The organism is Undibacterium sp. GrIS 1.8, assembly GCF_040544445.1.
Taxonomy (GTDB): Bacteria; Pseudomonadota; Gammaproteobacteria; order Burkholderiales; family Burkholderiaceae_D; genus Undibacterium.
Genome location: NZ_JBEONQ010000003.1, coordinates 127,325 through 146,776, shown reverse-complemented (window position 1 = coordinate 146,776; position 19,452 = coordinate 127,325). Strand labels below are relative to the sequence as shown.

Annotated in this window: 21 protein-coding genes and 1 riboswitch; of the genes, 4 read left to right on the top strand and 17 right to left on the bottom strand. The window is 48.2% G+C overall.

Annotation, left to right across the window (positions count from 1 at the left end; all coding sequences use genetic code 11):
• Nucleotides 1-33: 33 nt before the first annotated feature.
• Nucleotides 34-1,086 carry a threonine-phosphate decarboxylase CobD gene (cobD, locus tag AAKU64_RS02525; protein ID WP_354330486.1) on the bottom strand — a complete coding sequence of 351 codons (1,053 nt, stop codon included), beginning with the start codon at nt 1,084-1,086 and terminating at the stop codon, nt 34-36.
• A 16-nt stretch (nt 1,087-1,102) separates the two neighbouring features.
• On the bottom strand, nt 1,103-2,047 hold the full coding sequence (gene cbiB / locus AAKU64_RS02520) for an adenosylcobinamide-phosphate synthase CbiB (RefSeq protein ID WP_503012586.1): 945 nt from the start codon (nt 2,045-2,047) through the stop codon (nt 1,103-1,105).
• Between cbiB and AAKU64_RS02515 the strand changes: the two genes are divergently transcribed.
• Nucleotides 2,043-2,183 (top strand): hypothetical protein, encoded by a 141-nt coding sequence (locus AAKU64_RS02515; RefSeq protein WP_354361313.1) that lies wholly within the window; start codon nt 2,043-2,045, stop codon nt 2,181-2,183. The genes cbiB and AAKU64_RS02515 overlap by 5 nt on opposite strands.
• Nucleotides 2,184-2,194: 11 nt before the next feature.
• On the opposite strand, the gene cobU is transcribed toward AAKU64_RS02515, so the two are convergent.
• From cobU to AAKU64_RS02460, 11 genes are all read right to left on the bottom strand, one after another.
• On the bottom strand, nt 2,195-2,749 hold the full coding sequence (cobU, locus tag AAKU64_RS02510) for a bifunctional adenosylcobinamide kinase/adenosylcobinamide-phosphate guanylyltransferase (RefSeq protein WP_354330488.1): 555 nt from the start codon (nt 2,747-2,749) through the stop codon (nt 2,195-2,197).
• A complete protein-coding gene (locus AAKU64_RS02505; RefSeq protein ID WP_354330490.1) occupies nt 2,746-4,116 on the bottom strand; it encodes a cobyrinic acid a,c-diamide synthase CobB in 1,371 nt (456 codons plus the stop codon). Before AAKU64_RS02505 ends, cobU begins: the two co-directional genes overlap by 4 nt.
• 121 nt (nt 4,117-4,237) lie before the next feature.
• The gene (gene cobO, locus AAKU64_RS02500; protein ID WP_354330492.1) at nt 4,238-4,864 is read right to left on the bottom strand and encodes a cob(I)yrinic acid a,c-diamide adenosyltransferase; all 627 of its coding nucleotides are present in this window, start codon (nt 4,862-4,864) and stop codon (nt 4,238-4,240) included.
• A 3-nt stretch (nt 4,865-4,867) separates the two neighbouring features.
• Nucleotides 4,868-5,662 carry an ABC transporter ATP-binding protein gene (locus tag AAKU64_RS02495; RefSeq protein WP_354330494.1) on the bottom strand — a complete coding sequence of 265 codons (795 nt, stop codon included), beginning with the start codon at nt 5,660-5,662 and terminating at the stop codon, nt 4,868-4,870.
• Nucleotides 5,662-6,690: a FecCD family ABC transporter permease gene (locus AAKU64_RS02490; RefSeq protein ID WP_354330622.1), complete on the bottom strand. Its 1,029-nt coding sequence runs from the start codon at nt 6,688-6,690 to the stop codon at nt 5,662-5,664. The genes AAKU64_RS02495 and AAKU64_RS02490 overlap by 1 nt, the downstream gene beginning before the upstream one ends.
• Before the next feature lie 241 nt (nt 6,691-6,931).
• Entirely contained in the window at nt 6,932-8,821 is a 1,890-nt protein-coding gene (locus AAKU64_RS02485) for a TonB-dependent receptor domain-containing protein (protein WP_354361311.1), read from the bottom strand.
• 105 nt (nt 8,822-8,926) lie between these two features.
• Nucleotides 8,927-9,199, bottom strand: a riboswitch (cobalamin riboswitch).
• Between the two features lie 99 nt (nt 9,200-9,298).
• Entirely contained in the window at nt 9,299-9,655 is a 357-nt protein-coding gene (locus AAKU64_RS02480; protein WP_354330498.1) for a PilZ domain-containing protein, read from the bottom strand.
• A gap of 79 nt (nt 9,656-9,734) precedes the next feature.
• Complete coding sequence (locus AAKU64_RS02475) at nt 9,735-10,301, bottom strand: histidine phosphatase family protein (protein WP_354330500.1); 567 nt, start codon at nt 10,299-10,301, stop codon at nt 9,735-9,737.
• Nucleotides 10,286-11,047: an adenosylcobinamide-GDP ribazoletransferase gene (locus tag AAKU64_RS02470; RefSeq protein ID WP_354330623.1), complete on the bottom strand. Its 762-nt coding sequence runs from the start codon at nt 11,045-11,047 to the stop codon at nt 10,286-10,288. Before AAKU64_RS02470 ends, AAKU64_RS02475 begins: the two co-directional genes overlap by 16 nt.
• A 27-nt stretch (nt 11,048-11,074) precedes the next feature.
• The gene (cobT, locus tag AAKU64_RS02465) at nt 11,075-12,109 is read right to left on the bottom strand and encodes a nicotinate-nucleotide--dimethylbenzimidazole phosphoribosyltransferase (RefSeq protein WP_354330501.1); all 1,035 of its coding nucleotides are present in this window, start codon (nt 12,107-12,109) and stop codon (nt 11,075-11,077) included.
• A 321-nt stretch (nt 12,110-12,430) separates the two neighbouring features.
• Nucleotides 12,431-12,829: a diacylglycerol kinase gene (locus AAKU64_RS02460; RefSeq protein WP_322118842.1), complete on the bottom strand. Its 399-nt coding sequence runs from the start codon at nt 12,827-12,829 to the stop codon at nt 12,431-12,433.
• 253 nt (nt 12,830-13,082) lie between these two features.
• Between AAKU64_RS02460 and AAKU64_RS02455 the strand changes: the two genes are divergently transcribed.
• The gene (locus AAKU64_RS02455) at nt 13,083-13,691 is read left to right on the top strand and encodes a hypothetical protein (protein ID WP_354330503.1); all 609 of its coding nucleotides are present in this window, start codon (nt 13,083-13,085) and stop codon (nt 13,689-13,691) included.
• Nucleotides 13,692-13,820: 129 nt separating this feature from the next.
• Entirely contained in the window at nt 13,821-14,603 is a 783-nt protein-coding gene (locus AAKU64_RS02450) for an IclR family transcriptional regulator (RefSeq protein WP_354330505.1), read from the top strand.
• An 8-nt stretch (nt 14,604-14,611) separates the two neighbouring features.
• Here the strand turns inward: AAKU64_RS02450 and AAKU64_RS02445 are convergent, their stop codons facing one another.
• The 3 genes from AAKU64_RS02445 to AAKU64_RS02435 are packed head-to-tail and all read right to left on the bottom strand — an operon-like array spanning nt 14,612 to nt 17,777.
• Nucleotides 14,612-16,894 (bottom strand): ABC transporter permease, encoded by a 2,283-nt coding sequence (locus tag AAKU64_RS02445; RefSeq protein WP_354361309.1) that lies wholly within the window; start codon nt 16,892-16,894, stop codon nt 14,612-14,614.
• Nucleotides 16,891-17,031 (bottom strand): hypothetical protein, encoded by a 141-nt coding sequence (locus tag AAKU64_RS02440; protein ID WP_354361307.1) that lies wholly within the window; start codon nt 17,029-17,031, stop codon nt 16,891-16,893. The genes AAKU64_RS02445 and AAKU64_RS02440 overlap by 4 nt, the downstream gene beginning before the upstream one ends.
• The gene (locus tag AAKU64_RS02435; RefSeq protein ID WP_354330509.1) at nt 17,028-17,777 is read right to left on the bottom strand and encodes an ABC transporter ATP-binding protein; all 750 of its coding nucleotides are present in this window, start codon (nt 17,775-17,777) and stop codon (nt 17,028-17,030) included. The genes AAKU64_RS02440 and AAKU64_RS02435 overlap by 4 nt, the downstream gene beginning before the upstream one ends.
• A gap of 138 nt (nt 17,778-17,915) precedes the next feature.
• On the opposite strand from AAKU64_RS02435, the gene AAKU64_RS02430 reads away from it, so the two are divergent.
• Nucleotides 17,916-18,524 (top strand): TetR/AcrR family transcriptional regulator, encoded by a 609-nt coding sequence (locus tag AAKU64_RS02430; RefSeq protein WP_354330511.1) that lies wholly within the window; start codon nt 17,916-17,918, stop codon nt 18,522-18,524.
• A gap of 170 nt (nt 18,525-18,694) precedes the next feature.
• Here AAKU64_RS02430 and lepB read toward each other — a convergent pair whose 3' ends face one another.
• Nucleotides 18,695-19,378, bottom strand: coding sequence for a signal peptidase I (gene lepB / locus AAKU64_RS02425; protein WP_354330513.1), 684 nt, complete (start codon nt 19,376-19,378; stop codon nt 18,695-18,697).
• Between the last annotated feature and the right edge of the window lie 74 nt (nt 19,379-19,452).

The window sequence follows — 19,452 nt, the reverse complement described above, 5'->3', positions numbered from 1 at the left end:
TGCGAGGTTTTTTTTCGTGTATTGATAACTACTTTATGTCTGACGAGCCCCCGTCTGTGCCAATGTCTTTTTCAATGCCTGCTCTAACCTCTGCCAGCCGGCCTCATCAGGTGGCAATCCAAAACGTACACCGCGCGCAGCTGTGCGGAATAGTCTAAGCCAGACACCTTGCTCTGCCATGCGCTGCCAAAATAATTCAGCATCACAGGCTAAACTTTTCTCACTACACCATTGAAACAGATCCGTGCCGCTACTATTGATGTGATGTGACTGCAGCAGTTGTCGCAAACGTTCACCCTGCTCTGCTAAGAGGATACGGGTTGCGCTGTGCCAGTGGCGATCATTGAATGCGGCGCAGGCAATCGCTTGTGCGGGACCGCTAATGGTCCAAGGACCTAAATGATTTTCTAAAGCTTGGAGCAAATCTATTTGTGCGGCGACAAAGCCGAGTCGTAATCCTGCCAGACCAAAAAATTTACCAATGGAGCGCAGTACGATCAGACCCGGACGATCTGTAAAGGCAGCAACGCTGATGGCTGGTGTCGTATCAGCAAAGGCTTCGTCCACGATTAGCCAACCACCCCGGCGTGCCAGTTGTGCTGCCCAGTCCAACAGAATATCTGGCGTAATAGTTGCGCCAGTCGGATTGTTAGGATTGCAGACTACGACTACATCCGCATCGGCAATTGCTGTTGCTAATTGGTCGTAAGCTAGCTCACGAACCTCATGTCGTAGATATTCGTCATATCCGTTCCGGCTATGCGCTTGCCGCCATTGATGTGCATGCTCGGCATACGACGGGGCCGATATTACGACTTTGGATGCTGGCCGAAGATAGGGCAAAGCCTGAATTGCGGCTTGCGTTCCCGCTACGGCAAACATCGCTGGCGCGCCATAAAATGCTTGGGCAGCCTGGCTTAATGCCAAAGATTTTTCAGGTAAACGGTGCCAGGCATTCGCAGTCAATAATGTTCGCGATACCGGATAAAAATGCGGATTCAGGCCAGTCGATAAATCTAGCCACTCCGCTAGCGGCCGACCAAAATGAGTAATCGCATCACGTAGATTGCCGCCATGTTCTAGCATATCGAAATGTGCCTTGTTATCTATTCAGCAGAGTCGCGGCGATGGTCAAACAACCCAGCCATAATAAGCTGGCATTGCGCACCAACAGCCATGCTCTTGGAATATCCCGCGCCATCGGCGGTTTACCCGCACCTAAAGTTGGTCGTTGTTCTGGCACGCCGTCGTAACTAGCCAGACCACCTAACGTGACCTCCAGCGCACCGGCTCCGGCTGCCATTACTGGCCCTGCATTGGGGCTAGGCCATTGAGGTGCCTGTTTCTGCCAGCATTGCCATGCGAGTTGCGTATTGCCCAAAACAGCGTAAGAGATCGCAGTGAGTCTTGCAGGTATCCAGTTGAGACCATCATCAATGCGAGCGGCGACACAGCCAAAGCGTAAAAAGCGCGGCGTGCGATAACCCCACATAGCATCCAGCGTATTTGCCAGACGATACAACACTGCGCCAGCACCACCCAGAAGTACAAACCAGAACAACGTGCCGAACACGGCGTCACAACCATTTTCTAATACGGACTCTACCGCCGCTTTAGAACAATCCTGCTCGGTCGCCTGCGCTGTATCGCGGCTGACGATGTAAGACGTGCGGAGTCGGGCCTCGGCTAAATCACCTTTGATCAGCGCACGGAAAATCGGCTCAGCGTGGTCGCGCAAGCTTTGTAAGCCTATGCATAAATACAGCAAGACGGCATGCGCTGCCACAGCCAGCCAAAGGTTGAAGTGCGTACACCAGATTAGCAGCGCCTGTGTCAGACCAACAATCGGCAAGACCACCAAGCACCAAGCCAAAGCACCGACCAGTCGATTGGCCTCGGGACGATTCAAATAAGATTCAAATAGGTTTGCCAGGTTGCCAAAACCTACCAGCGGATGCCAGCGCCGTGCCTCTCCCAACCAGGTGTCCAACGCCAGGCCTAGCGCAACGCAAAGTAAAACCAGACTGGAAGTCAGCATTAACATGATATTGGCGTTATTGGCGTTATTGGCGTTATTGGCGTTATTGGCGTTATTGGCGTTATTGGCGTTATTGGCGTTATTGGCGTTATTGGCGTTATTGGCGTTGTTATTGATATTGGTAACATTAGTGATATGGAGTTAAAGAAACCGAGTTTAATTTCTTGATTTTAAATGCAACGGCAAACCTGCGGCGACCCAGGTCACTTGTTCGCACTGCGCGGCTACGGCTTGATTCAAGCGCCCTGCCTCATCAACAAACCAGCGCGAAATTGCACCTTGGGGAATGATGCCCATACCGACTTCGTTAGTGACCATAATCACATCTCCGGCGCAAGTCTCCAAGGCTTTTAAAAACAAGCTACGTTGCTCGGTAAAAATATCCGGCGGCGTAATTTTTCCGACATCAGGATAGTCGATCTGCTCGGCAAATAATAAATTCGATAACCACAGGGTCAGGCAATCTACCAGAATGAGATTGTCTGCTGTGCTGTGCCGGGTGATCGCATCTGCAAGTAATAAAGCTTGTTCCACCGTCACCCATTCAGCCGGGCGCTGTACCTGATGGTGTGCAATCCTGCTCTGCATTTCGGCATCGCCCGCTTGTGCAGTGGCGAGGTAAATTACTGGTTTGCCAGAAGCACTTGCCAGGCGTTCGGCATAAGCACTTTTACCCGAACGGGCCCCGCCAAAAACCAGAGTGCGCGTCATATCGGCTCTCCTAAAAACAGATGGGCAATGGCGACTGGATTTGATGGGAAGTAAGCGTGAAAATAAGAAGCATACAAATTACCGTCACGATAAATTGCCTCACCTGCCTCTTGATTAGCATGCTTTATCGTGTGATGTGCTGGCGCCAAACTGGTCTCAAAGCGCGAATAATGAAAAGTATGCCCGCGTAATTCACCATACTTACTCACCCATGCTTGCGCGCCCAAGGCCGCCAAGCGTTTTTGCATAACAACCTGACCGCGGATGATGCCTGCCATGTTCCAAGTGTTTTTTTGTGCGGTATTTTGCGGACTATTTGGCTGATCGTTCATTACTTCACTCGCCTGATAAATAAGCTTATCGGTCAATGCCATCATGCCACCGCATTCCGCCAGAATTGGCATTCCTTGGGCATGCGCGGCGCGTATCGACGTTTGCCATTGCTCAGCCTGACTCAAGGTTTCTGCATGCAGTTCAGGATAGCCGCCGGGCAGATATACCGCATCTACATCTGGCGGCACGGATTGATTTGCCAGCGGTAAGAAGAATATTATCTGTGCGCCCAGGGCTTGCAGACATGCTAGATTGGCGGGATAGATAAACGCAAAAGCAGCATCGCGGGCGATCGCAATGATCTTACCTTGCAAAAGCGCCGGTGTTTTTTCAGGCGAGATTATTTGCTCAAATTGCGTCAGTGGCAAAGCATTCCATGCATCCAAATCCAATACCAGCTGATCGGCTTGCGCATTTAAAATTTGTTCGATTTGTGCGACTTCATCAGGTAAGAGCAACCCTAAATGACGCTCGGGCAAAGCTTGTTCTTGGCGTGGCAAGCTCGCCAGCATCGACATCGCAGGTACCGGAATTTTTTGCATCGCGTCAGCCACCATCCGGGCATGCCCTACTGATGCTACCCGATTAGCAATCACGCCGGCCATCGGTACCGGACCAAAATCACGCAACCCCATCACCACAGCACCGACGGTTTGCGCCATCGCAGAAGCATCCACCACCGCCAGTACCGGCACACCAAATGCGCGTGCCAAATCGGCTGAAGAGGGATTGCCATCATATAAACCCATCACGCCTTCAATCAAAATCACATCTACCTCAGCCGATGCTTGTGCCAGCATGGCTTGCGACGCATCCAAGCCGACCATCCATAAATCCAGCGATAACACTGGCGCACCGCTGGCACGTTGCAGCATCATGGGATCGATAAAATCTGGACCGGTTTTAAACACTCTCACCCGCTGCCCCAGTTTCACCAACTTACGTGCCAATGCCGCTGTTACCGTGGTTTTGCCTTGACCAGAAGCGATAGCGGAGATGAGGACAACGCGAGCGGAAGTGGTGTGTTTAGTCATGGAATTTATGTAGATCAGAATTAACGTAGATAAATATACTCATATCCAGTATATTTTATTGTCCAAGTAATTACTGGACATCTGGCCATTTATATAAAAATAGATGGGGAGTATATGATTTTTACCACTCAATCCCGGCTTGCGCGACGATACCATCTTTAAATGCATGCTTGACGACTTGCATCTCGGTTACGGTATCGGCTACCTCAATCAGTTCCGGCAAAGCACCGCGCCCGGTGATGATCACGTGCTGCATTTCTGGACGAGCATCGAGGTCGGCAATCACTTGTTGCACGTCGAGATAATGGTATTTGAGCGCAATATTCAACTCATCTAACAAGACCATACCAATTGCGGGATCACGCAAAAACTCTTGGGCTTTTTTCCAGGCAAGCTGGGCTTTTTCAATATCACGCTCGCGGTTTTGGGTCTCCCAGGTATAACCTTCGCCCATGGCATGGAAGCTGACTTCCTCTGGAAAACGGCGTAAGAAAATCTCTTCGCCAGTCGACATCGCGCCTTTAATAAATTGCACCACGCCGACTTGCATACCATGCCCCATCGCCCGCATCACCATGCCAAAACCGCTAGAACTTTTGCCCTTGCCATTCCCGGCATTAATCACTACAACGCCAGTCTTACGCTGTGCGGCGTCGATCTTTTGATCCATCAACTCTTTTTTACGCTGCATGCGGCGCAGATGACGGGTGTTGATATTGTCTTCCGGCGTGTTATTTTCTTGATTCATGATTTAGTGTCCGGGTAAAAAAATAGTCTGCTCACCATGCTGTACTAATTCCAGCGGATGACCGAGACAAAGACTGAGTTTGTCGGCGGTCATAACATCATCGACGGCACCAGCCAGCCAGCGTCCGTCACCCATCAACAATAAGGCGTGAGTGGCGACCCGATGTGCCAGATTAAGATCATGGCTGACCATCACGACCGCCTTATTTTGCTCATGACATAAGCGGGAAAACAATTGCATCACGCTGACCTGATGCGCCAAATCCAGCGCGTTGGCGGGTTCATCTAACAACATTAAATTGGCATCTTGCGCCAGTAAAGCAGCGATCGCCACGCGTTGCCGCTCACCACCGGACAAGCTGCGTACATCGCGCTCTGCCATGTCGGCAACATCGAGTGCCTGTAAGGCTTGATGCGCCAATTCCAAATCGCTAGTTGACTCCCAATAATGCGCGTCATGATAAGGATGGCGGGCGCTCAATACGGTTTCGATAGCGCTATAACCAAAGGCATCTACCCTGCCCTGTGGCAGAAAGGAACGTTCTTTTGCTAAGTCTGTGAGGGACCATTGCTGGATTTTTTTATTTTTAATTGCGACATTACCCTGCTCGATGGCACGCATGCCTGCTAAGGTACGCAGCAAGGTACTTTTGCCGGCGCCGTTACGTCCGATGATGCACCAGCACTCACCAGTATTGACTTGCCATTCCAACTCCGTCACCAGCACGCGCTTGCCGACGGATAGATGCAAACCGGTTGTACTTAATAATGTTTGTACTGTTTGGAGAGCTGCATTCATCAGCGCACCTGCTTTCTTAACTGATGCAGTTGCAGCAAAAATAGCGGCACGCCAATAATGGCCGTGATCACGCCAACTGGCAATTGCTGGGGTGCGACCACTGTACGTGCCAAGGTATCAGCCAAGACTAAAAAACTACCGCCCGCCAGACTCGCAGCAGGAATCAATAAGCGATGATCTGCGCCCCACGCAAAGCGGCAGGCATGCGGAATAATCAATCCGACGAATCCAATACTACCGGCGCTGCTGACTGCGCTGGCGGTCAACAAAGCCGCACAGAAAAATAAGGCCTGACGTAATTTCCCTATATTGATGCCCAAGGTCATGGCGTTATCTGCATGCATGGCGGCGACATTAATTGCCCGTGCCATACGTAAGGCAAATAACAACACGACAATCCAGATCACCCAAGGGAAGATCCGTGCGTCGGCATTGGATAAATCACCGATCATCCAAAACACCATACCGCGCAAACGACTATCTGGCGCGATGGACAACATCAAAGTAATCACGGCACCACAACCAGCCTGAACGATCACCCCCGTCAACAATAATAAGGGCGCACTACCGTCAGAACTACCACTGCCGCGCAGATCGCGATACGCTAAAAGAAACAGCAAAGCCGCGACAGCAATCGCACCACCAAACGCGGCCAAATCGACTAGCCAGCTCATACCGATCAACAACATAACGGTCAGTGCGCCAACCGATGCGCCACCAGAAATACCCAGTACGTAAGGATCGGCTAATGGGTTGCGCAGCAAGGCTTGCATCAATACACCAGCCAAAGCTAAGGTCGCGCCGGTAACAAACCCGAGCATCGCACGGCTTAAACGTAGCTCTAATAAAGTCGCTGCAAGGGTTGATGGCTTGCCGTTCAATAGTTCTAGCAAGCCATGGAATAATTCTGAAAAAGACAGTGAGACTGAGCCAGTCACACAAGCAATAGCGATGCTGGTGAGCGACAAAAAAATTAAAATACCAATGATGCGTGAGGCGCGCCAGGAATTAGGTTGTTTGTTGGTAATCGCTGAAGAAGCAATGCCGGAGCCGGAAGAAGTAGCAAGAGTCACGGTCCGCCTTATGGAAGAAATCGACAGGAAAAATCTGTCACAATTTGCCGTATTGGCATAAGTTGCATATCGAGCTGTACATCAAGCTGCACATCATATTTAAACTCCTTGCCCATCTCCTGCTAGCAAAAAATGGGCAAGGGAAAATTAATTTATTCCACGCTTAAATTTAACTTAATTTAAGCTGAATGTAGATTTACTTAAAACCGTAATTCACGCCAACGAATACATTAGAACCAGCTGTTGCATAATTTTTAGCGAGTTCATAATCTTTGTTCAGCGCGTTGTTCCAGCGGCCAATCACAGACCAGTTGTTAGCGACGTCATAAGTGGCGTACAGGTTTAGCAAGCTATAACCGGCTAACACTTTTTTGTTCGCTACATCGTCAAAACGCTGGCCAGAGAATAGCGTTTCTACGCCCAATTTGGTTTTACCCAATGCGTATTCAGCTGCCAGACTACCGTGTTGCTTAGCACGACGCGCCAGACGCAAACCAGTTGTGTCATCTTTTGGATCTTGCAAATCCAATGATCCGCGCAATGTCAGATCACCCAGATGAGTAGAGCCGCCTAGAGTTAAACCAGACAAAGTTGCCTTGTTGACGTTATAGGCGCAACCATACTGATGTGTCGATTGTTGGACCGGACAAACATTGGCATACACCAGTAAATCTGTCACTTTATTGGAGTAATACACGGCGCTGAACTGCGTCATATCATCTTCGTAGAACATCCCGATCTCGGCATTTTTTGCCTGTTCTGGTTTGTTAGTTGCGATGCCATAACTTGGGTAATACAGTTCATTAAACGTCGGTGCACGGAAGCTAGTGCCGTAACTTGCATTCACACGCAATGCATTGGTTAAGCGATAGCCGTAAGCAATACTGCCAGTCGCTTTAGAACCGTACTGTGAACTGTCATCGTAACGCACGCTGGCGCTGGCCAGATGAGCATCTTGCTTAAACACATAAGAGCCAGCTACCGAATTGGTCGTACGTTTGCCCTCGACTTCTACTGTAGTACCGTTCACTTTCTCTTCGCGGTGCTCATAAACTAATTGCAAAACATCCTTGCCAAGCATGATGTCATTTTGCCAGTTAAAGCTGGTCTGGGTCGTGTCAATCTGGCTTTGACCATAGGAGGCATCTGTAAAACTTTTATCTGCTGTCTGTGCCAGTTGCACAGTGCTGAGCCAGTTAGGCGCGATGCGGTTTTTGCTAAACACGGCTAAGGTTTCCAACTTTTGGATGCTGCGATCATCGTAGCCAGGACCTGCATCAAACTGGGCACTCAAACGACTTTGCAAGAAAGTCAGACCCAACTCGTGTCCCTTCATAAGCTCATAGCCCAGACGACCACTGACGCTGTCTAAGGTGTAGCCATCTTTGTCTGCGTTGTAGGAGTACGGACCTGCGCCTGGCTTGGTTGCGGAGAAACCATCAGCCTCATCATGAGCTGCGTTCAGGGCAAAACTGAAATGATTGTCGGTCGCACCAGAAACACCGGCGGCCAATTTCTTCAAACCGTAGCTACCCAATCCTGCTGACACTGTCGGGGTAATAACAGAACCACCTTTTTTAGTGAAAATCTGTATTACGCCACCCATTGCATCAGCGCCGTACAGACTGCTTAAAGGGCCGTAGACAATTTCGATACGCTCAATTTGCGCCAAAGGAATTGTCGCCCAGGTAGCGCCGCCAGTAGTGGAAGAACCGATTCGTATGCCATCCACTAACACGACGTTTTGAGCATTGCCTGCACCACGGATATACACAGAAGCATTAGTACCAGCACCGCCGTTTGTCGTGATTTCTACACCACGTTGTTGTTGCAGTAATTCAGCGACAGAGGCCGCGCCTGATTTGGCGATATCAGCAGCAGTAATTACTACGTTATCAGCCAATACGTCTTTAGCTGCCTGCGCCTGACGGCCAGCAGTGATAACAACATTCGCGGCGTTGTTAGCATTATCGGAATTCTGTTGACTCGCATTGGGCTGAACAGCCGATTGAGCAAAAACAGAAGAAGAGGAAAAAGCAGCGGCCACAGCAAAGCTGATGGCGAGCGGTTTGAATGCAGAGGTCATGATCACAATTGAAAAAGGGGCAAGCAGCCAACGTCCCCGCAGGCTGCATGAATACAAAGCATCATCGGCATTCACCAACGCTCATCAATGAGCATAATTACGGATGACACTTCACTTATTCTGGCCGGTATCCGGGCTGACAAGCATCACCTTTCGACCTTCCCATATCTGTACAAGACATAGTGGTATTTGCGAGAGGCTGGCTGTATTGATCAGATCATCGATCTAATGATTGACATGATTGAGTCAATCTCGATACAGCGCTTGTTCACCGTTGCGGGGGCAGCACACGCTTGCAAAAATCAAACTTTGCATTGTGTTTCCCGTTTAACCGCAGACATGGACATGTCTGCGAGCACCAAAACTTCGCCATTCTAAGGCGATAGCGGTTTTGCAGCAAGCTAAAGGCGGGGTTTGATAAAGTAAGTTGTCCTAACTAGGACAAGAAATTACGTTTATTGATTGAGACTCTGCGATTTAGACGGGGTGGTGAATTGCCGTCGATTTAGATATCCAGGCATCAATCAATCGCTGGTGAAGATCAGATAATTCATTAAATTTAACTCCAACGCGATAAAAATCACCGGTCAAAATAATGTGTTGTATGAGCGCCTTGCAAGGAACTTTGAATTGCTCTTTTTTGATTACATCGATGCCCGGTACTTCCATCATGATTTGATATTCGGCATTGACTTCCAATTTTTGTGGGCATTGTAGCAATACGCCACCCGTTGAAAGATTCACGATTTTTGCATGCATTAATTGCCCACTCGCCAGCTTGATTACCGCTCGCCAAGTGACATTCACCCTGGGACTTTTACGTAGTTCTATCATTAATACATTCCTTGCTGAGCCGGCATGTTTCAGCATTAACAATTCAATTAGTATGATTTAATCAATTTTAACATTGGAGTTAAACCTCACATTCGCCTAGTTGCAATTGTTTGCATTCGCCAAAACCTATCGTTTGTGGATAGCTCTCTACCCGTTTTGCTAAAGCAATAGGATCGATTGCAAGCTGATATGCCAACATTAAACGCATCGTACCTGCGTGACATACTACTGCAAGATGCTGTTGTCCTGCATTCATCATTATGTTTTTTACATCTTGCAGAAAATGTATCACGCGCGTTGCCATCTCTATCACGTTCTCTGCACCACCGGGTCGGTAATTACTGACATCAGCAGCCCAGGCATCAATCTCTGCACGCGGAATTTGATCCCAGCTCTTTAATTCCCAATCACCAAAATCCATCTCCATCAAACGTGGGTCGAAAACAGGCGCAGGATGCATATGATTTGCCAGCAGCGCGCATCGTTGTAAAGGGCTGGAATAGACTGGAATATCCGCAGGTAATGCGGCTCTTAATGCAGGCAATACCAATTGACATTCAACCTCTGAACTAAGGATGTCAGAACACCCGTAACAAATACCGGATGCGATCTCAGGCTTGGGATGACGGATTAGATAAAGCTGCATAGACCGAGATAAAACGCGACTTCGGACAATTGCTGCACCGCGCCCAGACAATCACCGGTGTAACCCGCAATCCTGCGCTTGAACAGACGTGCCAGCCACCAACTTGCCAGACATAACAAAATGGCGCCTAGCAGAAGATTTTTTAACGGTAGCAACTGCGCATAAAATAAAGCCAGTGCCGGTAAAAAAACGGTGGCGCAAGCGACTACTAATTCCAACCCCGACATATGCTGCGCTAAGGGTTTTGCTTTCCCTTCCAACCGCGCATAGTCCATCAAAAAAATCAGACTGCAAGATGCCAACCGTGATAGAGGATGGGCGACTAATAATGCAGGGATCACATACGACGCAGGCATGCTGGCAAGCACGCTCACTTTGGTCAGCAGCATCATGCCAATACCGATCGCGCCATACGCGCCGACCCGAGAATCCTTCATGATTTCTAACACGCGTTCTGGCGTCATGCCTCCGCCAAAACCATCGCAAATATCGGCAAAGCCATCTTCGTGAAAAGCACCTGTCAACATAATGCCCGCCACGGTCGACAAAACAACCGCCACCAACTGCGGCAATACCAGGGATGCCAAACCAAACACCGTCGCAGTGACCAAGCCCACCACCCACCCAACAGCCGGAAAATAACGCGATGCCTGATTCAACCACGCCGCCTCAAACCCGACCCAAGACGGAATCGGGATACGCGTAAAAAATTGCAAGGCAATAAAAAAGAGGCGGATTTGATGCATCATTGTTTTACAGTAGCGCGGCTAATATCAGGATTTTTCGCTGACTTGGGCTGATTCAAACGTCGCCATCTGATTCATAAAATTGACTGCCGCTTGCACTAACGGATACACCAAGGCGGCACCCGTACCCTCACCTAAACGCAAATCCAATTGTAGCAAAGGACGCGCCTCTAATGCGGCCAGCATCTTGGCGTGTCCGCTCTCGTCCGAGCAATGGGCGAAGACGCAATAATCGAGAATAGCTGGCTGCAATCTGGCCGCGACCAATAATGCGCTGGTCACAATAAAACCATCAATCAGTAAGACCATGCGACGCTCTGCCGCAGCCAGCATGGCACCGACCATCATTGCAATTTCGAATCCACCAAAGCAGGCCAATACTGCCAGAGGATCACTCTGGTTGCCGTGCAATTTAACCGCATCTTCAATCACTTGTTGCTTGCGGCGGATACCTGCTGCATCCAACCCAGTACCAGCACCGACACAATCAGCAACAGGGATGCCGGTCAGTTGATGCATTAAAGCAGCGGCGGACGTGGTGTTGCCTATACCCATTTCGCCAAAACCAAGCACGTTACCAGGCAAAGCAGCGACGATCTCTTGGCCGTTCTTCAGCGCCGCCAAACACTGTTCTGCCGACATCGCGGCTTCTTTGGCAAAATTACGCGTGCTGCCAGCGATTTTATGATCCAGCAAACCCGTACGCACACCGAAGTCATGCTTGACACCGGCATCCACAATATGCAGCGCAATCGCGTTTTGTCGGGCAAACACATTGATCGCAGCGCCCTCTGCCAAAAAGTTTTCTACCATCTGCCAGGTGACATCTTGCGGAAACGCGGAGATACCTTCCGCCACCACACCATGATCACCCGCAAATACAATAATCGCCGCTTGAGTCAGCACAGGTTGAGTGGTTTGCTGAATCAATCCGATTTGCCTGGCGAGCCGCTCCAACATACCAAGACTGCCCAAAGGCTTGGTTTTATTGTTGATGCAAGCAGTCAATGCGTCAGATAAAGCAAGATCGTGAGTTGAAGTTATGTGAGGAATATGGGTCATGGTAGGCAGTCGCGATAAGTAGGCAAGCTGGTTAAAGATAGGTGATTCTGAATCTGCCTGAAGCAACCCGGCGTGTTGAACTCAGGTTCTGAAAATTTGGCTAATTGGCGAGTTAATAGATAAGTAAATAGAAAAAGACTACTTATTTCCCTCATAAATATACTATATACTCCTATATAGTATATTTTCATTTCCCATATAATATTTGGACGATAGGAACCATTTCAATAAAATTGAGGGGAGTATATGATATTTGTGCCACCACACACAATTATTGAGTCTAAATATCTGCTAAATATCAGCGTACCGGTCTAGTAGTAATCAGTAGTAAAAGCGGTTAAATAAAACTACGCCCCAAGTGCCCACCGAGATTAAAAAAGTCAGTAGCACAGCAGCGCTACCAAAGTCTTTCGCGTTTTTAGACAAGGTATGACGCTCTAGCGATACCCTGTCCACCACTGCCTCGATGGCTGAATTAATCAGCTCCACCACCAAGATCAACAGCAAGCTGGCAATCATCATCAGCTTCTCAAACGACGACACCGGCAACGCCAGCGCAACGACGATGCCAATGACGACCAAGACCAGTTCCTGTCGGAATGCATGCTCATTTTTCCAGGCCGATTTAAATCCATCAATCGAATAAAAAAATGCGGAGAAAATACGTTTAAGACCGCTCTTACTTTTAAATTCGCTAACGGCTTGTTCTTGATCGCTCATGAATAATTCCTGAAATGGCAATGGGGAGTAATGGATGAAAGCTAATGACTTACAAACAGAAAACAATAGTCGCGCCGATTTTAACAGTACATTGCGACAATGTATTTCGTACTTAGTGTAAAAGTTTGACGTGATTACTTGATAAAATGAAAATTCTTTTAGTCTTGTGAGAACCAATCTAAGAGGACATGCTCAAATAGCGGCAAAGCTCAAAATATGCTCTAAGCATTCTTCACCATACCAAAACCAAAACATGGCGATTGCACATAAAATTCCTCAGCACCTGACCACCATCGCCCTCATCCTGGCAGCGCATGCAGCCCTGATACTGCTGATACGATTTGAATTGGTGCGAGCGCCGTTGCAAAGAAATGTACAGCAAGCCGCAGTCACTTATATCGATCTGAATTTCGTTCAGATAAAACCTAAGACACCAGCTAAAACAACGTCGCCAGTCATAGCGAGCAAAGTCACTAACACTAAACCGGCAGATACCAGCAATCGTCCAAAGCTGGCGACAGAAGATATGCGCAAGCCACAGACTACGGCAGCCATCACACCACTAGCAGAGCTTACTTCGGCGGACAAAATAACTACGTCAACGAATGATACGCATGACACACATCTAGATTTAGACAATATCAGACAAACTGCCAGAGAAGATTATCGCCGTGGCAAGCGCAGTGAAATCGAAAAAATGCAGCTAGGTTTTGCGCGTGATCAAAGCGTAGAAAAACAGTTCGGTGAAAAAGTAAAAAAAGCGGTGCGGAAAGATTGTCGTAATGCCTTTGCAGGAGCTGGTCTGCTTGCGGTGATTCCAATTGCGTTGAGCACTGTTACTGATGTTGGCTGTAATTGGTAATTATTGGCCTGTAATCAGACCGAGGCGGATCAAAAATCGTTGTCAATTTACCTCGACTTAGACTGCCAATTTGCTGACTTGCTTTTCACATTATGGTATAAAGAGCTATTGCAATGCACCAACCATAATATGAAAAACGATACGCCCGGCTCAGAAAAAACCGCCATTCAAGTAATAGAACGTCTGGTATCGCTACTAGATGCCTTGTCTCGCTATCAAGACCCGGTAAGCTTAAAAGAACTTGCCATCGTCACTGGTCTGCACCCATCCACCGCACACCGGATTTTGAATGATCTGGTCACAACGCGTTTTGTAGACCGAGCCGAAGCCGGTTCTTATCGACTGGGCATGCGACTTTTAGAGCTTGGCAATATCGTCAAAAGTCGTTTAAACGTGCGTGAGGCAGCGCTGGAATTTATGCGTACACTACATCGCCAGACGCACCAGACAGTCAACTTGTCTGTGCGCCAAGGCGATCAGATTGTGTATATCGACCGCGCCTTTTCAGAGCGCTCCGGCATGCAGGTGGTACGCGCAATCGGCGGCAGAGCACCGCTGCATTTGACCTCTACTGGCAAATTATTTTTATCCCTGGACGAGCCAAAAGCAATCCGTGCTTACGCGACACGCACAGGCCTTGCAGGACATAACAAAAACTCCATCACTGATTTACACAAGCTAGAAAAAGAACTTAGCGACGTACGCGACAATGGTTATGCGCGCGACAATGAAGAGCTAGAGTTAGGCGTACGCTGCATGGCAGCAGGCATACGCGATGACAGCGGCAAGATGATTGCGGGTCTCTCGATTTCCGCACCAGCCGACCGCTTGCAAGAAGAGTGGCTGGAGGATTTGATTACGACAGCAGCGCAAATTTCCGAGACCTTGGGCTATGTTAAATCGGAAATTTAACCCTAGTGTTAACCATAGGTCAGCACCTCGCTTATCGTCAGCCTCGCTGCATGAATCGCTGGTATTAGGCTAGCAGCTAATGCGCCCACAATAAGTATTAATAACCATTCGAGCGCACCTGCAACAGAGAAACTGACCTCCAAAGGTTGGGCAGATAAATCACCTACTACTTTCACCATTGCAGCAGAAAATACTAAGGCCAATGGTAATGCACAGATATAGCTGGTCAGACTGATCAATACCGCCTCTGACATCACCAGACCAATAATGCTACGGTCTCTAGCGCCGATGGTGCGTTGTACAGCGAACTCTTTACTGCGCTCAGCCACGCTGGCACTCATTGTAGTAGCCAAGCCAGCTAAGCCGACTACCGCCATCACGACTGCAATGCTTAATAGCACCATGACCATGATTTGCAAATGTCCATCGGTCGCCCGACGCATCTGATCTTCAGTAACGATGTACTCTACTCGTACGTCCTCAGCCGCAAAAGCACGCTCTACCAGATCCGCTTTCATCTTGAGTTGTTGATGATCGTTAAAAGCAATTCGTAGATTGCTGCTAGTATTCAGCTTACCAACGTCACCACTTGCAGACGCAAATATCACCGGATTGACGTACACCGCAGCGGCCGTCATTGGCTCTATCATAATCCCGACCAGTCGCAAGTTAAGCGTCCGATTTTCTAACTGCAATAGAATGCGTTCGCCTATTTTTTTGTCTGCAAAAAAAGCAAGGTAAGCGGCTTGATTAAGAACAGCGTCATCAGTATCCGGCAGCGCCAGCCAAGCCCCCTCGGCTAATTTTGGACGTAGTAATCTGGTCTGCGCAGGTACCATTTTTAAACGAAGCCCTCCATGCCCGCCGTCAGGGTAGGCTTGTACTATATTCATCCTATCAGGGCGCGCCCGCGTCGCAGGTAAAGAAGGCCAAGTTTCTACTACACTTACCCCATTTACAGCGCTCGCGATCCTGATTGCTTTAGCGTCGCTAGATATTGCCCGCACTTGCAAATCATAAAAACGTGTTTGTGCAGCTTGCTTAGCCAACATTTCCCATGATGTCAGCATAGTGCGACTTGCCATAAACATCGCCCCCGCAATCATCAGCAACACCACGCTCATCGCCAGACGAGTACGTTTTCTCAGCATATTACGCATGGCTAAATTGAGAGTCATCGGCAACCAATATTGTCTCTGCAACACCCGTAGCAAGTCAGAATTAATATTACTCTCAGAGCATGATATGCCGTTGTCGTCCATGGCATCGCGAACTGTTTTATTCAACGCGATTTTGATAGGCAATAACGCTGCCAGTGTCGGCAAAGTCAGGCAGAATAAAAGCTCACTAAGCACTATCCACCAAGGCATTCCAAAATGAGTAATCTCCAGATTCAAATTATTCGCGGCCATCTTAATTAAAAAATAGCCAGCACCGTAACCTAAAGGCACACCTAATACGACTGCCAACAAACCAAGCACGAATATCAATCCAGCATACAAAGTTAATATCTGCCAAAAGGTCGCACCGATTGCCTTCATCACGCCTATCTGCCGGACCTGTTGTACTAACATACCCCATATAATCGTTGCGACCAAAACCGAACCCAAAATTAACGCCAAAATACCAAACATCAATAACATACGCAAAGCGCCCGTCATTTGTCGCTGATGGGGATGCTGTCCGGGAGGTGGAATACGAATTTCATGTGCCACAATACCGGCACGGGCAAGTCCCCGAACAAGCTCGCCGCTGACTTGCTCGATATGAACGGCATTCATAGCGTCACCGGATACCGCAAGCTTGATGACGTGTCCACTTACCTGCTCCTGCATGAGCAGCAGAGTCTGAAATGAAATGTAGCCGTACACCACGCCTTCTTGTGTAGCAGGTGCTAAAGCAGAGTCGTGTACTAGACCGCTCACTTTTAATGCATGCAAGGGCCCTTCTTTACGACCCAGGTGGATAGTTTGTCCGAGCGCAGTCTTGGCAACGCCCAAGGCTTTTCGTTCCAGAACAATTTCACCCGTTTGTGGCCAGTGACCTGTGTCTAACCGAACACGGTTTAGGCGCATTGTTGCTACATCATTCACAACAAATAGCAAAGCAGGTACTGCTTGCTCAGGATTAATCTGCAAGAGAAAATTAAGTGTTGCGCTAATCTCACTGTCCGCAATTTCAGTATTGCTATGAACTACGCTTTGTATTATTGCCGCTCGACTCTCGGCATCATTATTTTCTAAGACAATCTGTGCAGATGCCGCATGCGCAGCTGCGTAATTTTCAGTCATCTCACGGTCAGCACGACATAGCTAAATAACATCGCAGTCAATGCAGCCACACTTATCGCCATCGCCAGCACCATCATTACAAACCGTCCGGGCGTAGCTTTCAGATCTCCCCATGGTTTATGCCAGCGGGTATTCATATCTGCTCCGTTGCGACATTATGGCTAATGCGACCATCAACCAAATTAATCACACGGCGAAAATATCGACTCACATCACGCTCATGCGTGACGGCAATCACGGTCTTACCTTCTGCCGCAAGATCGCTAAATAATTGCATAATTTTGTCTGAGGTAGTCGAATCAAGGTTACCGGTTGGTTCGTCGGCGACTAAAATTGATGGATCATTCGCTAGCGCTCTAGCGATCGCAGCACGCTGCTGCTGTCCTCCCGATAGTTCTAAGGGTAACTTGCTGGCTTGCCCCGCAATACCGACTTTATCTAGCAAGGCTAAAGCTATGCCAACTCTTTCTGAGCGAGGATAGCGATTACAAAAATCCATAGGTAGCATCACATTTTCCAGAACACTAAGAGTAGGCAGTAACTGAAAAAACTGGAAAACGACCCCAACATTTCGACCACGCCAGACCGCTAATTGGTTCTGATCGAGCCTCTGAATCGCTTGTTGATCAACGTATATTTCACCTGAAGTGGGACTATCTATTCCCGTAATCAAATTAATTAAGGTCGTCTTGCCGCTACCGGATTTGCCGACTACAGCAACGCACTCTCCGCGTTGGATGTCTAAATTCACTTCAACTAATGCCTGCGCTTGGGTGGCCGACCTTTTGTGACATTTATTGACTCCCCGCAAGCTGACAATCGCGGGTTGCTTATCTGAACTGGTAACTATTTGTTCCGATTGATGCTGTTTTGAATCTTGCATATAGAACCCTTCTTGGAGGCTGTTGACTGCTACACAGATATAAAGCATTCTTACGAAACTTAATATAAGGTATCAGAACGGAATCATGAAGAACAAAAATACGGCATTTGTTCGCTCACCAATTGGAAACTGCTGACCGTGACGATTCTCCCTGAAAACGAGGTTTCTTCTATCAGCAGAGAGGCACTACTCGATGCCTTCCCACATGTGATGCTGGACATCGGATATGCGGAAATGACTATCCAAGACGTGCTGACGCGCGCAAAAATAGGAAGAACTACGTTTTATGCGCACTTTAGTAGCAAGGAAGATTTATTAAAGGCAAGCATTGGTAGACTTAAGTCCACACTCTTACTTGCCGTGAAGCGTGAACATCATAGACAAGCCACAGGAACAACGCTGGCCTTCTCTTTACATTTTTTTGAACACATCATCAGCCACAGAATGATCTACGATTCGATCGTTGCGCGTGCAGATTTTTTTGTAGTAGAACGTTATTTTTTGCGTATGCTGGCAGAGTTAGTCAGACAAGATCTGGCCTCTTCAAAGCAATTAGTTGAGCAACGCAATCTACAGTCAATCGAAGTTAAGATAGCAATTCAACATATCGTCGGTGCAATCTGGTCGCTCAGCATATGGTGGCTAGAGAGTGGCGGCAGTATAACGGCAGATACAATGAATGATTACTTTCAGAAACTAAGTTTACCAGGGCTGGAGGCGACACTAGGTCAGCGCGTCAAGGCTTGAAATTGATCAACGTTAGCCTTTGTAGAATCCGTCTGGGCAGGAGGTCAGCAAGCTACTATACAAAAAAACTCACTCCATCTGTATAGATGAAAGGAGTTATTTGTTGTTCATTAATCTATCTCATAAAAAAATAAACGTTGCCTATATCAAGACATCAAAAATATCAAAAATTAAGTCTTCGCAGCAACCCGCTCTAATCTCGGCAAATAATAATTATCGCCGTCGAGTGAAAACAATAAGCGACTGACACGTCCAGTGATCAATTCCCGCTTCACAAAACCGATGTAACGCGAATCTTTGCTGTTGTCGCGATTGTCGCCCAACATCAGATATTGACCCTCAGGTACTTTGACCGGTCCAAACGAGCGCATGGCTTGGCGCTCTGGCATGATGATAATGCCGTGCTGTTTATCTCCTACCGTCTCCTGATACACCAGCTGTTTACCGGAATATTCACGAGCTGGTGTCAGATGATTTTCAGCACTATCGAATGCTTCTTTGTAATTGGCTGGCACCCCATTGATGACTAACTGTTCATCATGCATTTCAACTGTATCGCCAGGCACTGCGATCAGGCGCTTGACTAATCTCACACCATCTTGCGGTGAGATAAAAGTAACGATATCACCGCGCTGCGGATCGGCGACTTGCTTGAGTACGACATCGGTGAACGGCAACTTAACGTCGTAGGCCAGACGATTGCAAATTACTCTGTCACCCTCTACCAGCGTTGGATACATAGAACTGGAAGGCACCAGATAGAAATCTGCCATCGCACTGCGCACCAGCACCATGCCGAGCATGAACAGGATGAAGCCTTTATTGTCAGCCATTAGTTTTTTCGGATTAAACATCGTCGGACATCTCCAGTTAGATCAATCAAGGCAGCGAAATATAGCAAAACACAGCGGAACACAGTTGAACTCTA

What these genes read in the sequence shown, in the direction of transcription:
- cobD (WP_354330486.1), bottom strand. Translation starts at nt 1,086, where the DNA reads ATGCTAGAACATGGCGGCAATCTACGTGATGCGATTACTCATTTTGGT.
- AAKU64_RS02515 (WP_354361313.1), top strand. Translation starts at nt 2,043, where the DNA reads ATGATATTGGCGTTATTGGCGTTATTGGCGTTATTGGCGTTATTGGCG.
- cobU (WP_354330488.1), bottom strand. Translation starts at nt 2,749, where the DNA reads ATGACGCGCACTCTGGTTTTTGGCGGGGCCCGTTCGGGTAAAAGTGCT.
- AAKU64_RS02505 (WP_354330490.1), bottom strand. Translation starts at nt 4,116, where the DNA reads ATGACTAAACACACCACTTCCGCTCGCGTTGTCCTCATCTCCGCTATC.
- cobO (WP_354330492.1), bottom strand. Translation starts at nt 4,864, where the DNA reads ATGAATCAAGAAAATAACACGCCGGAAGACAATATCAACACCCGTCAT.
- AAKU64_RS02495 (WP_354330494.1), bottom strand. Translation starts at nt 5,662, where the DNA reads ATGAATGCAGCTCTCCAAACAGTACAAACATTATTAAGTACAACCGGT.
- AAKU64_RS02485 (WP_354361311.1), bottom strand. Translation starts at nt 8,821, where the DNA reads ATGACCTCTGCATTCAAACCGCTCGCCATCAGCTTTGCTGTGGCCGCT.
- AAKU64_RS02480 (WP_354330498.1), bottom strand. Translation starts at nt 9,655, where the DNA reads ATGATAGAACTACGTAAAAGTCCCAGGGTGAATGTCACTTGGCGAGCG.
- AAKU64_RS02475 (WP_354330500.1), bottom strand. Translation starts at nt 10,301, where the DNA reads ATGCAGCTTTATCTAATCCGTCATCCCAAGCCTGAGATCGCATCCGGT.
- AAKU64_RS02470 (WP_354330623.1), bottom strand. Translation starts at nt 11,047, where the DNA reads ATGCATCAAATCCGCCTCTTTTTTATTGCCTTGCAATTTTTTACGCGT.
- cobT (WP_354330501.1), bottom strand. Translation starts at nt 12,109, where the DNA reads ATGACCCATATTCCTCACATAACTTCAACTCACGATCTTGCTTTATCT.
- AAKU64_RS02460 (WP_322118842.1), bottom strand. Translation starts at nt 12,829, where the DNA reads ATGAGCGATCAAGAACAAGCCGTTAGCGAATTTAAAAGTAAGAGCGGT.
- AAKU64_RS02455 (WP_354330503.1), top strand. Translation starts at nt 13,083, where the DNA reads ATGGCGATTGCACATAAAATTCCTCAGCACCTGACCACCATCGCCCTC.
- AAKU64_RS02450 (WP_354330505.1), top strand. Translation starts at nt 13,821, where the DNA reads ATGAAAAACGATACGCCCGGCTCAGAAAAAACCGCCATTCAAGTAATA.
- AAKU64_RS02445 (WP_354361309.1), bottom strand. Translation starts at nt 16,894, where the DNA reads ATGACTGAAAATTACGCAGCTGCGCATGCGGCATCTGCACAGATTGTC.
- AAKU64_RS02440 (WP_354361307.1), bottom strand. Translation starts at nt 17,031, where the DNA reads ATGAATACCCGCTGGCATAAACCATGGGGAGATCTGAAAGCTACGCCC.
- AAKU64_RS02435 (WP_354330509.1), bottom strand. Translation starts at nt 17,777, where the DNA reads ATGCAAGATTCAAAACAGCATCAATCGGAACAAATAGTTACCAGTTCA.
- lepB (WP_354330513.1), bottom strand. Translation starts at nt 19,378, where the DNA reads ATGTTTAATCCGAAAAAACTAATGGCTGACAATAAAGGCTTCATCCTG.